Below are 12,798 nucleotides of genomic sequence, written 5' to 3'. Positions count from 1 at the left end.
TCGGACGGCGGAAGAGACATAGGCTTGGTGTTCAGGAATTCGGAGAGGCACCAGATGTCGGGGCAGATCGTCGTCAAGCAGCGCCGTATGGAGACCCAGGGGCAGACCGTCCAGGGCACGCTGTTCGAACACATCGATGCCACCACGGGCCGGCGCCACAGCGTCAACATGGTCTCTCTGTACGATCTGGCCCCGAAGTACATTTTCGACAGCCCTGAATCGAAGGCCAACGGGCAGGCGGCGCACAGCCTGGAGCCCCGTGATCCCGCGGCTCAGGATGACCGCCTGCCGATGATCCACCGGCAGTTCTCCTTCGCCGACCAGATCTACCACCTCACGGTCGTTCCGGCGCGCATCCAGCGCCGGGTGAAGGGCAAGGACGGCCGTTTCGTCCGCGACGCCAGCGGGGCTCAGGTGGTGGAGGAGATCGACGCCTATCCGGGAGAGCGCGAACAGATCATCGAGGACGTGATCCGCAAGCTGGCCTCGGACCCGGCGCGCCTGTCGGTGGACAACGGCGAGGCGATCCTGCGCTTCTCCCTCTACGAGGTCTGGCAGGAGCTTCGCTCCGTCCGGCACACCCTCAGCATTCCGGAGATCAAGGAAGCGCTGATGATCATGCGGCGCTGCACGGTCCAGATCGAGCGCCGTGGCCGCCGCAAGGTCATGATGGACTCCGGCATCTTCGCCGGCCTCGGGTTGCGGCAGCGTCCCAGCGAGACGGACGACACCGACGACGCCTCGATCCTCGATGACGAGAGCAGCGACGCGGAGACCTTCGTCCAGTTCAACATGATGCTCCGCGAGGCGATCCGCCGGGTCGACTGGCACTCGATCTCCTACGAAGCCCTGATGAAGATCCGCAACCCGTTCTCGCGCTGGCTGTTCAAGCGCATCGCGGAGACGCTGCGGCAGGACCCCTCGCAGTCGGTCGTCAGCATCACCGCCCGCGACATCATCCGCGACTCCGGAATGTCGGAGTGGTCGCGGTTCCGCGACATGCGGCTGCGGATCCACGACGTCGTCAAGGCGCTTGCCGATACGCAGATCGGGGCTCTCGACCGCATCGAGATCGAGGAGGTCAAGGAGGGGCGGAAGTACGTCGACGTCGAGTACAACCTTTATCCCTCCCAATCCTTCCTCGACCAGATCCGCCGCGCGGTGGCGGAGCGCGCCGTCAACGAACGCGAACTCACCCTGGTGGTCAACAACGACGATCTCGATGAGAGCGGCCGCCCCAAGCGTTTCGTTCCGGTCACCTCCGACGTGGCCAACCAAAGCCGCCGTCGCCGTCGGGCGGCCCTGCCGAAGGGGGGCGACGGACAGATGCCTCTGCTGGACATCGTGGAGTAAGCTGGGGACGCCTGCCCTCCCCTGCCCGCCCGTCCGCAGAAGCAGGCCGGATCCCGCCGACAAGAGACCTGCGGTGCGTTGAGCCGACTCAATCGGCGAGGAGGGCCGCCAGCTTCTGCTGAATCGCTTCAAGCGCGGACCGCTCGGCGGGGCCCATGCCTTCACGGTTCTCCTCAAGCTTGGCGACCATTTGAATCAAACCGCGGACCGCGGCTCCGGCCGCGCGTCTTCTAAGCAAAAGACCATCCGGCTCCTTGCGCTTCATCTCCTGCCGCTGTTCGGTGATCGCCTTTGCCGTTGCGCCCCTTCTGGCGAGTCTCCACAGCTTGCGCCGCCCCTCTTCACTGGGCGCGGCTGCGACTTCCTCCAGCGTGGTCTGCGGGACGCGATCGACGAGGACCATATACTCGTCGAGCACATCCTGCGGCAGGGAGAGGATGCCGAGCGCCCGTGAAATCGCCGCAGGGGTTTTGCCAACCACCTCGGCCAGCTTTTCCTGGGTGTAACCGTGCTTGTTGCGAAGGCCGTCGAGCGAGCGGGCCGTCTCGACCGCGTTCAGGGATTTGCGTTGCAGATTGTCGACCAGGGCCAACTCGTCGGGGTCCCCCGACAGCACACGCGCGAAGATCGTGGTGCGGCCCAGCAACTCGAAAGCCCGCAGACGCCGTCCGCCGCCGATCAGGGCGTAGCCGTTGCCGCCTCCGGGGGTCACCAGGATCGGATACATCAGGCCGTGCCGCTCGATGGACTGCCGCAGTTCGGCGAGCGAGGCATCGTCCTGCACGGCGCGCGGTTGGTGCGCGCGGCGGTCGATGCGGTCGATGTCCAGTTCGAGCACCGAGGGGAAGTCGTCGGAGAGGCCGAACGCCTTCGGCGCCGGTCCGGTCACCTCGGCCGATGCGGTCAGGTCGGTGCGGCGGGCGAGCTTACGCGACATGGGCCTTCAGCTCCTTGGCGGCAGCGCGGGCGGCGGCGGCGATCTCTTCGAAGACGGCGCGCCCGGGGATGCTCTTGACGGCGGCGAGAGGGATCACGCCGGATGCGGCGGCCTGCGCGAACACGGTCGCTCTCGGAATGGGATCGAAGATGCGGTAGCGGTCGCCGTAGCCCCGGCGCAAGTCCTCCAGCGTCGCCTGATCCTGGGTCAGGCGGGCGGAGAACAGCGTCGGAAGGATGCCCAGCATGCGCAGCCCGGGATTGCGCCGCCGCCGCAGGTTCTCCAGGGAGTGCAGCACGTTCCGCAGGCCGACGAGCGCCAACGCCTCGGTCTGGCACGGCACCAGCAGAAGGTCCGATGCCTCGAGCGCGCTGACGGTGACGGCACCCAGGTTCGGAGCGGTGTCGAGAACAATGAAGTCGTACTGGTTCCGGACCTCGCCGACGCGCTGCCGGAGGGGAGCCAGCTTCCCAAGGGCGAGTTCGACGTCGGCGTCGGCCAAGCTCATGAAGGCGGGAAGGAGGTCGAGCCGCGGCTCCGGGGTTTGGATGATGTAGTCGGTGAAGGGCTTGTCGTCCGCCAGGGCGTAGTACAGGGTCCGACGCTCAACCTCCATCTGGTCCATCTGGGCCGGCGAGTAGCCGAGATGGACGGTGGCGCTGCCCTGGCTGTCACAATCGATCAGCAGGACCTTCGACCCTTGAGCGAGCAGACAATAGGCGATGCACAAAGCCGAAGTCGTCTTCGACACCCCCCCCTTCGCCGATCCGCACATCACGACGGTGGCATGGCGCGGCCGGTCGGTGCTGCGCTCGGTCTCGACAGCGTCCACGACCGTCTTCGGTGTCCGCTCCGATCCACTTTCCCAGCGCGAGATCTGAGCCCGGTCATACTTGCGGCCGAGGCTCTCGTTGAGCCAAGCCGCCAGTTCGGTCTGGCTCCACCCGCGTTCCTCGCGCAGTCCTTTGAGGCTTTCTCCGGCCATGGTTCGTGGGGTCTCCCGTCCGACTGTCCGGCCGCATCCTTCGTTGCATCCTCAACATTGTCAATGGAATTTCCCAAGATTGCCTCAACAGGGCGATTTTGCGTTTTGGGAAAAAGTTGCGCTCTACAGGATCGTGCGCACTTTTTGCGTGCTTAAGTCAACTTAACGCACACGGGCCGTTCGGGCTGACGCACTGGACCCGACCCAGGCAACCAACTGAGGTGCCGTAAGGGCGACACCTTGTTCGACCAACTCCATCAACGGGTGATCCGCGCAACAGAATCCAACGAAACGGCCATGAGAAAAGGAACTGCGACCGATACGGCGATTCCGGCGGCTGCAGCCTCCGGAAGGTGCAATCGCGTTCACCGGTGCGGGACAACCATCGCTCCAGGGTAGGCTCCGTTCATCCCTCCCGGTGAAACGTCCCGCAATCGTTCAGAACACAGCAGAGGTGATCGAGGAACGCTTCGGCCAGCGGCGGAAGGGAGCGCCCCGCCTTGCGGATGACCCTGACGGGACGAGAAAAGCCGAACATATCGATGGGGCGCGAGCGCAGCACCGGCTCGGCGGCGATCTCGCGCGCGGAGCCCGGTAGAATCGTCAAGCCCAGCCCGGCCCGCACCATGGCGATCGCCGTCATCATATAGGTCGCCTCGCAAACCGGCTTGGCGATCCGCCCGGCGGAGAGGAATGCCTCGTCGACGATCTCGCGGACGCTGGTCGCTGGGTCCATCAGCACCAGCGGCACTTCGGCCAGCGTCTCGATGGTCACCCGCGGAAGATCGCCGACGGCATGGCCCTGTGGAAAGACGATGTGCATCCGGTCGCGGACTTCCAGCACCGTGTCGATGTCCTGTCCCTTCGCCTCGCCTCCCGTGATCCCGAGGTCCACCTCCTCCGACCGGACGAGCCCGAGCACGCGGCTGGCGATGACGTCCTTCAAAACGAAGGTCACGCCGGGATGAAGATCACGAAAGGACTGGATGGCGTCGGGCAGCACACCCGCCGCGATGGTCGGCAGCGCCGCCACGCGCACCACCCCGCGCCGCATCGCGGCGATCTCATGCGTGTCGACCACCACGGCGTCCAGGTCATGGACCATGCGCTGGAACACCGGCAGCAGTTCACTGCCGATGCGGGTCAACTCGACGGACCGGGTGTTGCGGTCGAACAGCTTGACCGCCAAGGCATCCTCCAGCCGTCGGATCTGCACCGTCAGGGTCGGCTGGGCGACGTGCAGCGACTCCGCAGCCCGCGTGAAACTGCGGGTCTGCGCGGCGGCGAGGAAGGCGCGTATCTGGCGGAGGCTGAGATCCATAGCTCAACTCTATTACTGACATTGAATCAATTCAATTGTTCGCGCGAACAATCTCGGCAAGGATGGTTTGCATGCAGCGGAATTCAGCCGCCCGTCGGTGCGACGCGCCGGAGCGGAGGAAACCGGAACGAATAAAAATGCAAGGGGGAGACCATGCCAGCCTCAATCACCGGCGGCGGCCGCACCGCAATGGGCGCCGCCATGGGGGCCGCCGCGTCCCACGCCGTCCCTTCGCCGCGCTGAGGGCCGTCGATGCACCGCATCAGGATCGGTTCCGGAGCCGGCTATTCCGGTGACCGCATCGAACCGGCAATCGATCTCGCCGAACGGGGCGGCCTCGACTACCTCGTCTTCGAATGCCTTGCCGAGCGGACGATCGCCCTGGCCCAGCAGGCGCGGCAACGCGACCCCGCCGGGGGCTACGACCCGCTGCTGACGGTCCGCATGACCGCCGTGCTCGGCGCCTGCCGGCGCAACGGGGTGCGGCTGATCACCAACATGGGAGCCGCCAACCCGCTCGGCGCCGCCGAGGCGACGCGGGCCGTCGCCCGCTCCCTGGGGCTGGGCGGGCTGCGGATCGCCGCCGTGACCGGGGACGACGTGCTGGCGGTCGCGCGGCAGCTCGACGTCGCTCTGGAGGACGGCGGCACCCTGCGCGGGCTTGGCGACCGCGTGATTTCGGCCAACGCCTACATCGGCGCCGGCCCCATCGTCGAGGCGTTGGCCGCCGGCGCCGACGTGGTCATCACCGGACGGGCCGCCGACCCGGCGTTGTTTCTCGCTCCGATGGTCCATGAATTCGGCTGGCGGATGGACGATTGGGACGCGCTGGGGCGCGGCACCATGGCCGGACACCTGCTGGAATGCGCCGGGCAGGTGACCGGCGGTTATTTCGCCGACCCCGGTGTCAAGGACGTGCCGGAACTGGCCCGGCTGGGCTTTCCCATCGGCGAAATTCACGCGGACGGCACCCTGGAGGTGACCAAGCTGCCCGGCACGGGCGGGTGCGTCACGCCGGCCACCGTGAAGGAACAGCTTCTCTACGAGATCCACGACCCGGCGCGCTATTACCAGCCGGACGTGGTCGCCGACTTCTCGGTTGCCCGCGTCGAGGGCGACGGGCCGGACCGGGTGCGCGTCCGTGGCGGGCGCGGCACCGCGCGGACCGGGCTTCTGAAGCTGTCCATCGGCTACATCGACAGCTGCATCGGCGAGGGGCAGATCTCCTACGCCGGACCGGGAGCGGTCGAGCGCGGGCGGCTCGCGCTGGACATCGTCCGCGAGCGGCTGGCCCTAACCGGCGTGCGGACCGAGGAGTTGCAGTTCGACCTGATCGGCCTCGACGCGCTGCATGGCGACCGGCTGTCGCGCGGCCACACGCCCTACGAAGTCCGCCTGCGGGTGGCGGGGCGGACCGCCAGCCTGGACGAGGCGGCCCGGATCGGGAATGAGGTCGAAACGCTCTACACCAACGGCCCGGCGGGGGGCGGCGGCGCCTGGAAATCGGCGCGCGAGATCGTCGCCGTCGCCTCCGCCCTGCTGCCGGAAAGCGCCGTGCGCACCTCGGTCACCCTGCTGGAGGCGTAAGCCATGAAACTCCGGGACGTTGCGCACACCCGCTCCGGCGACAAGGGCAACATTTCCAACATCTCGGTCATCGCGCTGGACGAGACCGACTACCCGTTCCTGGCGGAGCATCTGACGGCCCAGAGCGTCGCCACGCATTTCCAGGGAATCGTGACCGGAACGGTGACCCGCTACGAGCTGCCGACCCTGGGGGCGCTCAACTTCGTGCTGACCGGGGCGCTCGGCGGCGGGGTCACCCGCTCGCTGGCCCTGGACGCCCACGGCAAGGCGCTGAGTTCCGCCCTGCTCGATCTCGAACTGCCGAACCGCAACCGGCAGAACAACCAATATGGAGGGGAACGCCCATGACCAAGAAGAAGACAGCGTCCAACGACACGGCGCCCACCGGCACGGCGCCCGCGCGCCCGCGCCTGACGGCGCTCCTGGGCGCCGCCGCCGCCGTCCTCATGACCGCTTCGGTCCAGGCCCAGGCCGCCGACCCGATCAAAATCGCCTACAACGGCGACATCTCCGGCTCGCCGTCGGCGGAATCGGGGCAAATCGGCGTGCTCGGCATCGGCGCCGCCGTGGAGGACATCAACAAGCGCGGCGGCGTGCTGGGCCGCCCCCTGGAATTTCTGGTCCGCGACGACCTGGGCCAGCCGCCCAAGGCGATCCAGAACATGACCGACCTGATCGACCGCGAGAAGGTCTCGGTCGTCTTCGGCCCGACCAATTCCGGCAACGCCCTGGCCTGGAAGCACATCGCCAACCAGAAGCGCATGCCGGTGCTGGTCTCCAGCGCGTCGAGCACGGCCATCACCGAGGGGCCGTCCAACGGCAACTACCTGTTCCGCGTCTCCATGGTGGACCGCGAACAGGCCGCCGCCCTGCTGGCCTACGTGAAGAAGAACCCCGAGGCGAAGGCGGTCGGCTTCTTCGTGGAGACGACCGGCTACGGGCAGGCGGGCCTGAAGGATCTGGAGCAGATCGCGGCGCTGCACGACATGAAGCCGGTGTCCATCGAGAAGTTCGACGCCCGCGACACCGACATGACCTCGCAACTGTCCAAGGCCAAGGCGGCAGGGGCGGACACGCTGGTGGTCTGGGCGCAGGCGGCCCCGCTCGGGCATCTCGTGCGCAGCATGGAGAAGCTGGACTATTTCCCGAAGGTCTTCACCACCTGGGCGGCGTCCTTCAGCGGCTTCCCCGAGGTCGCCGGGCCGAAGCTGATGGAATGGCCGGTCTTCCTGACCACCTCCAGCGAGCGCAAGTCGGCGGAGGCGGAATCGCTGTTCGCGCGGATCGGGCCGAAGCTGGCCAACCCCTCGATGTTCTGGGCGGCCTCGCAGGCCTACGACACGGTGCTGCTGTGGGCCGCGGCGGCCGAGCAGGCCGGCGACACCAAGGGCGAGGCGGTGCGCACCGCGCTGGAAGCCCTGAACAAACCGGTCGCCGGCATGGTCAAGACCTACGACAAGCCCTTCTCCACCACGCAGCACGAGGGGCTGACGGCGGCGGACTATCACTGGTCGCGCTGGAAGGACGGCAAGGTCGTCGATTTCAACGACCCGGTGCTGGCCGGGCTGCAACCGGCGGACTTCAAGAAGTGACGCGGCCCGCGAACCGTCACGGAGGGTGACTCCATGCTGCAAGCCATCATCGGTGGGCTGACGCTGGGCAGCGTCTACGCCCTGATCGCCCTCGGCTTCAACCTGACCTACACCACCACGCGGACGCTGAACTTCGCGCAGGGTGACTTCGTGTCGGTCGGCGCCTTCGTCGGGCTGGGAACGGTGGGGGTGCTCACCGCGGCGCTCGGAGCCGACGCGGTCGGCTATGTCTGGCTCTACGCGCTGGCGGCGGTCGCCGCGGCGCTGGCGATGGGGGTGCTGGGGCTGCCGCTGTATCTGGCGGCGATCCGGCCCTTCGCCGGCAAGCCGGGCATGTCCTGGGTGGTCAGCACGATCGGCTTCGGCATCGTCCTGCAAAGCGCCGCCCTGTCGGTGTGGGGGCTGGGGGCGCGGATGCTGCCCGCCCCCTTCGGCGACGAGGTGTTCCGTGTCGGCGAGGCCGGCTTCCGCTCGCAGGAGCTGGTGGTGCTGGTCCTCGCCTTCGCGATCCTGGGGGCGTTCGACCTCGCCATGCGGCGCACGGCCATCGGCCGCTGCATGCGGGCGGTGGCGCTGAACCGCGACGCCGCGGCGCTGATGGGCATCGACGTGCCCCGCGTCATGGCGATGGCCTTTCTCGCCAGTTCGGCGCTGGCCGGGCTGAGCGGGGTGCTGGTCGCGCCGATCCTGTCGGCCTCCCTCTTCATGGGGGTCATCATCGCCCTGAAGGGCTTCTCCGCGGCGATCATCGGCGGCCTGACCAACCCGCGCGGCTGCATGGCCGGCGGCCTGCTGATCGGTCTGGTGGAGTCCCTCACGGCCCTGTGGAGCGCGCAATGGCGGGAAATCATGGTCTTTCTCCTGGTCATCCTGGTGCTGGCCATGGCGCCCAACGGCCTGTTCGGCCGGAAGCTGGTGGAAAAGGTATGATGGAGGCCTCCGTACTCCGGCCGGCGGCCCGCCGCTTCGCCCTGCTGCGGGCGGCCCCGGCCCTGGGCATCGGCGCGGCGCTGGTGGCGCTCGCCCTGACGCTGAGCAACGATTTCTACCTCTACGTCGCCTTCATGGCCGGCGTTTACTACATCTGCGCCTCCGGCATGAACGTGCTGGCGGGCTATGCCGGGCAGAAGTCGCTCGGGCAGGCGGGACTGTTCGCGGCGGGGGCCTACACGGTGGCCCTGCTGACGACCCGGCTGGAGCTTCCGCCGGCGCTGGCGCTGGCCGCCGCACCGCTGGTGGCCGCCGCGGTGGGCGTGCTGATCGCCCTGCCGTCGCTGCGGGTGAAGGGACCCAGCCTCGCCCTGGTCACGCTGGCCTTCGGGCTGGTGGTGGAGAAGCTGGTGACCGAATGGACCGACCTGTTCGGCGGCGCCCAGGGCATCTACGGAATCGCCCCGCTGGCGCTGGGCGACGAGCCCTTCGCGCTGAAGCACTGGGTGGTCCTGGTGATCGTGCTGGGCGTGGCGGTCCATCTCGTCCTGTCGCATCTGCTGAACGGGCGGTTCGGGCGTGCCTTGCTGGCGCTGCAAAGCGACGAGATCGCCGCGGAATGCGCGGGCATCTCGGTCTATCGCTACAAGACGCTCGCCTTCGTGCTGGCCGCCGCGCTGTGCGGGCTGGGCGGCGCGCTGGTGGCGCAGCAGAACCAGTATTTCAATTCCGACTTCGTGACCTTCCACCTGTCGGTCTTCATCCTTCTGCTGGTGCTGCTGGGCGGGGCCGGCAACATCTACGGCCCCATCGCGGGTGCGGCGATCCTCACGATGACCGAGGTGTTCCTGGCGCAATGGCCGTCGGTGCAGCACTTCATCTACGGAGCGATGCTGCTGTTCGCGCTCTACCTGATGCCGACGGGCGTCGCCGGCGCGATCGCGCGCGTCCTGCCCCGCCGGATGGCGGTCCTGGATGGGGTGGAGACTCCCCCGCTGACGGCGATGGAGCGCGGCCGGGCGGAGCCGTCCGCCGGCCCCCTGCTGGACGTGGCCGACGTCAGCAAGGCGTTCGGCGGCGTGGTGACCGCGGACAAGGTCGGGCTGCGGCTTCACGCCCACCGGATCCACGCTCTGATCGGTCCCAACGGCGCCGGCAAGAGCACCCTCATCAACATCCTGACCGGAGTGATCTCCGCCGACTCCGGAACCATCCGGCTGGCCGGCCAGGACATCACCCGCGGCACGGCCCACGCCCGCGCCGCCCGCGGCATCGCCCGCACCTTCCAGAACCTGCGTCTGTTCGGCTCCATGACGGTGTTGGACAACGTGCTGATCGGCGCCCATGCGCGGATCGGCGTGACCGGGCGGGAGGAGGACGCCGTCGCCAAGGCGAAGGCCGTCCTGGACTTCGTGGGCCTGGGCGAGCACGCCGGGGCGCTGGCCGGCAGCCTGCCCTACGGCCTGCAACGTCGCGTCGAGCTGGCCCGCGCGCTGGCCGGAGACCCGGTCCTGCTGCTGTTGGACGAGCCCGCCGCCGGCCTGAACCCGCGGGAGACCGCCGAGCTTGGGCAGCTCATCAAGCGCATCGGCCAGCTCGGCGTCGCGGTGCTGATGGTGGAGCACGACATGGGCCTGGTGATGAGGATCTCCGACGAGATCGTCGTCCTCGATCGGGGGGTGGTGATCGCCGAAGGCGCGCCCCGCGACATCCAGACCAACCCCCGCGTCATCGAGGCCTATCTGGGCCGCGAGGACGAGCCGACCCCCGATGCGGAGGAGCGCCCATGCTGACCGTCGCCGACCTGAGCGTCTCCTACGGGCCGATCCGCGCCTTGCGCGGGGTGTCCATCCGGGTCGGGGCCGGCGAGATCGTCGCCCTGATCGGCGCCAACGGCGCCGGAAAAAGCAGCCTCCTGCGCGGCATCACCGGTCTCGTCCCGGCGGCGGGGCGGGTGACCTTCGACGGCCGGCCGATCGACGGGCTGAGCACCCCGCAGCGCGTCGCGCTGGGCGTCGCCATGGCCCCGGAGGGGCGGCAGATCTTCACCGACCAGACGGTCCACGAGAATCTGCTGCTCGGCGGGCATCTGCTGCGCGGTCAGCCGCATCGGATCGCCGCCAACATCGACCGCTTCTACGCGCTGTTCCCCCGGCTGTCGGAACGGCGGGACCAGATCGCCGGCACGTTGAGCGGCGGCGAGCAGCAGATGCTCGCCATCGCGCGCGCCCTGATGACGGAACCCAAGCTGCTGATCCTCGACGAACCCTCGCTCGGGCTCGCGCCCATCATCACCGCCGACATCTTCAGGACGCTCGTCGGCCTGCGCCGGGACGGCATGACCATCCTGCTCGTCGAGCAGATGGCCAACCAGGCGCTGGCCATCGCCGACCGCGCCTATGTGCTGGAAGGCGGGTCGATCGTGCTGGAGGGCGCCGCCGCCACGCTGCGCCGCGATCCCCGCATCCGCGAAGCCTATCTCGGCGGCGACCTCGCCCACCACGCCGCCTGACCGGCGGCTCCCTTCCTGATCGGCCGCCTGACCGGCGGCACCTGTCCCAACTGGCCGCCTGACCGGCGGCCCTGCCCCCACCTCGGATTCGGATGCCCACCATGTCCCTGCCTTCCTACGACTGCTTCATCGACGGCCAATGGCGCCCGGCCCATTCGCGCGAGACGCTGGAGATCCTCGATCCCGCCGACGGCGCCATCCTCGCGCGGATCGCCCGCGGCGGAGCGTCGGACATCGACGAGGCGGTGCGGGCGGCGCAGGCGGCGCTGCCGGGCTGGGCGGACTGCGTGCCGGTGCAGCGCGGCCGCGTCCTTCACGCCATCGCCCGGCGCATCCTGGAGGAGAAGGACCGCCTCGCCCGCATCGAAAGCCAGGACACCGGCAAGCCGCTGGCCCAGGCGCAGGCCGACGCGGTCGCCGCAGCGCGCTTCTTCGAATATTACGCCGGCGTCGCCGACAAGGTGCTGGGCAGTTCCATCCCGCTCGGTCCCGACTACGCCGACTTCACGGTACGCGAGCCGCTGGGCGTGACGGCGCAGATCGTGCCCTGGAACTACCCGCTGCAGATCGCCTCCCGCGGGCTAGCGCCGGCGCTGGCGACTGGCAACACGGTGGTCCTGAAGCCCGCCGAACTGGCGTGCCTCAGCGTGCTGGAGCTGACCCGCATCTGCCACGAGGAAGGGCTGCCGCCCGGTGTTCTGAACGTCGTTCCGGGTCTGGGGCAGGAGGCCGGTTCCGCCCTCGCCGCGCACCCCGGCGTCAATCTGGTCGTCTTCACCGGATCGGTCGCGACCGGCGCCCAGGTGATGCGCACGGCGGCGGACAACATCGTCCCGGTGCTGCTGGAGCTGGGCGGCAAGTCGCCGAACATCGTGCTGGCCGACGCCGACCTCGACGACGCGCTGCCGGTGCTCCTGAAGGCGGCCTTTCCCAACTCGGGCCAGACCTGTTCGGCCGGGTCGCGCGTCCTGGTCCAGCGCGCCCGGCACCGCGAGCTGGTCGACCGGCTGGCGGCGCTCTGCCGCGGCCTGAAGGTCGGCCCCGGCCTGCAAAACCCGGACATCGGCCCGCTGGTCAGCCGCGCCCAGCAAGGCAAGGTGCTGGATTACATCGGCATCGCCCGCGAGGAGGGGGCGGAGGTCATCACCGGCGGGACGCCCCTCCCCGGCGCCGACCTCGGCCAGGGTAACTTCGTGTCGCCGACGCTGCTGGACGGCGCGCGCCCGGAGATGCGCGTCCATCGGGAGGAGATCTTCGGCCCGGTTCTGACCATCCTCCCCTTCGACGAAGTCGAGGAGGCGGCGGCGCTCGCCAACGCGACCGACTACGGGCTGGTTGCCGGCATCTGGGGCCGCGACGTCGGCGCGACCAACTGGCTGGCCCGCACCGTCAAGGCGGGGCAGATCTTCATCAATTGCTACGGCGCCGGGGGCGGCGTGGAGCTTCCCTTCGGCGGGTACCGCAAGTCCGGCTTCGGGCGTGAAAAGGGCCTCGACGCGCTTCTGTCCTACACGCAGGTGAAGAACATCTGCACCCGCATCGCCCTGCCCCGCCGCTCCTGACTCCTTCCGCATCACGAGG

11 protein-coding genes are annotated in these 12,798 nt (G+C 68.7%); 8 read left to right on the top strand and 3 right to left on the bottom strand.

Annotated features, from left to right (window positions below):
- The first annotated feature begins 54 nt into the window (after positions 1-54).
- Positions 55-1,353 carry a plasmid replication protein gene (locus AC1DVI_RS11400; RefSeq protein WP_476958069.1) on the top strand — a complete coding sequence of 433 codons (1,299 nt, stop codon included), beginning with the start codon at positions 55-57 and terminating at the stop codon, positions 1,351-1,353.
- An 88-nt stretch (positions 1,354-1,441) separates the two neighbouring features.
- Here AC1DVI_RS11400 and AC1DVI_RS11395 read toward each other — a convergent pair whose 3' ends face one another.
- The 3 genes from AC1DVI_RS11395 to AC1DVI_RS11385 all read right to left on the bottom strand — a co-directional run bounded on the left by AC1DVI_RS11395 (position 1,442) and on the right by AC1DVI_RS11385 (position 4,596).
- A complete protein-coding gene (locus tag AC1DVI_RS11395) occupies positions 1,442-2,290 on the bottom strand; it encodes a ParB/RepB/Spo0J family partition protein (protein WP_149165570.1) in 849 nt (282 codons plus the stop codon).
- Complete coding sequence (locus tag AC1DVI_RS11390; protein WP_149165569.1) at positions 2,280-3,275, bottom strand: AAA family ATPase; 996 nt, start codon at positions 3,273-3,275, stop codon at positions 2,280-2,282. Before AC1DVI_RS11390 ends, AC1DVI_RS11395 begins: the two co-directional genes overlap by 11 nt.
- A gap of 406 nt (positions 3,276-3,681) precedes the next feature.
- The gene (locus AC1DVI_RS11385; RefSeq protein WP_149165568.1) at positions 3,682-4,596 is read right to left on the bottom strand and encodes a LysR family transcriptional regulator; all 915 of its coding nucleotides are present in this window, start codon (positions 4,594-4,596) and stop codon (positions 3,682-3,684) included.
- Positions 4,597-4,848: 252 nt separating this feature from the next.
- Between AC1DVI_RS11385 and AC1DVI_RS11380 the strand changes: the two genes are divergently transcribed.
- The 7 genes from AC1DVI_RS11380 to AC1DVI_RS11350 all read left to right on the top strand — a co-directional run bounded on the left by AC1DVI_RS11380 (position 4,849) and on the right by AC1DVI_RS11350 (position 12,779).
- Positions 4,849-6,183 (top strand): acyclic terpene utilization AtuA family protein, encoded by a 1,335-nt coding sequence (locus AC1DVI_RS11380; protein ID WP_476958068.1) that lies wholly within the window; start codon positions 4,849-4,851, stop codon positions 6,181-6,183.
- 3 nt (positions 6,184-6,186) lie between these two features.
- Positions 6,187-6,531: an AtuA-related protein gene (locus AC1DVI_RS11375; protein ID WP_149165566.1), complete on the top strand. Its 345-nt coding sequence runs from the start codon at positions 6,187-6,189 to the stop codon at positions 6,529-6,531.
- Positions 6,528-7,775 (top strand): ABC transporter substrate-binding protein, encoded by a 1,248-nt coding sequence (locus tag AC1DVI_RS11370; protein WP_476958067.1) that lies wholly within the window; start codon positions 6,528-6,530, stop codon positions 7,773-7,775. Before AC1DVI_RS11375 ends, AC1DVI_RS11370 begins: the two co-directional genes overlap by 4 nt.
- Before the next feature lie 33 nt (positions 7,776-7,808).
- The gene (locus tag AC1DVI_RS11365) at positions 7,809-8,705 is read left to right on the top strand and encodes a branched-chain amino acid ABC transporter permease (protein ID WP_014199347.1); all 897 of its coding nucleotides are present in this window, start codon (positions 7,809-7,811) and stop codon (positions 8,703-8,705) included.
- A complete protein-coding gene (locus tag AC1DVI_RS11360) occupies positions 8,705-10,498 on the top strand; it encodes a branched-chain amino acid ABC transporter ATP-binding protein/permease (RefSeq protein WP_476958066.1) in 1,794 nt (597 codons plus the stop codon). Before AC1DVI_RS11365 ends, AC1DVI_RS11360 begins: the two co-directional genes overlap by 1 nt.
- Positions 10,492-11,217: an ABC transporter ATP-binding protein gene (locus tag AC1DVI_RS11355; RefSeq protein WP_476958065.1), complete on the top strand. Its 726-nt coding sequence runs from the start codon at positions 10,492-10,494 to the stop codon at positions 11,215-11,217. The genes AC1DVI_RS11360 and AC1DVI_RS11355 overlap by 7 nt, the downstream gene beginning before the upstream one ends.
- Before the next feature lie 101 nt (positions 11,218-11,318).
- On the top strand, positions 11,319-12,779 hold the full coding sequence (locus tag AC1DVI_RS11350; RefSeq protein ID WP_476958064.1) for an aldehyde dehydrogenase family protein: 1,461 nt from the start codon (positions 11,319-11,321) through the stop codon (positions 12,777-12,779).
- Positions 12,780-12,798: the final 19 nt, after the last annotated feature.

Source organism: Azospirillum sp. P4_B5, from assembly GCF_056402275.1.
The sequence above is the reverse complement of the archived record's forward strand: the minus strand, read 5'-3'. Positions and strand labels throughout refer to the sequence as shown.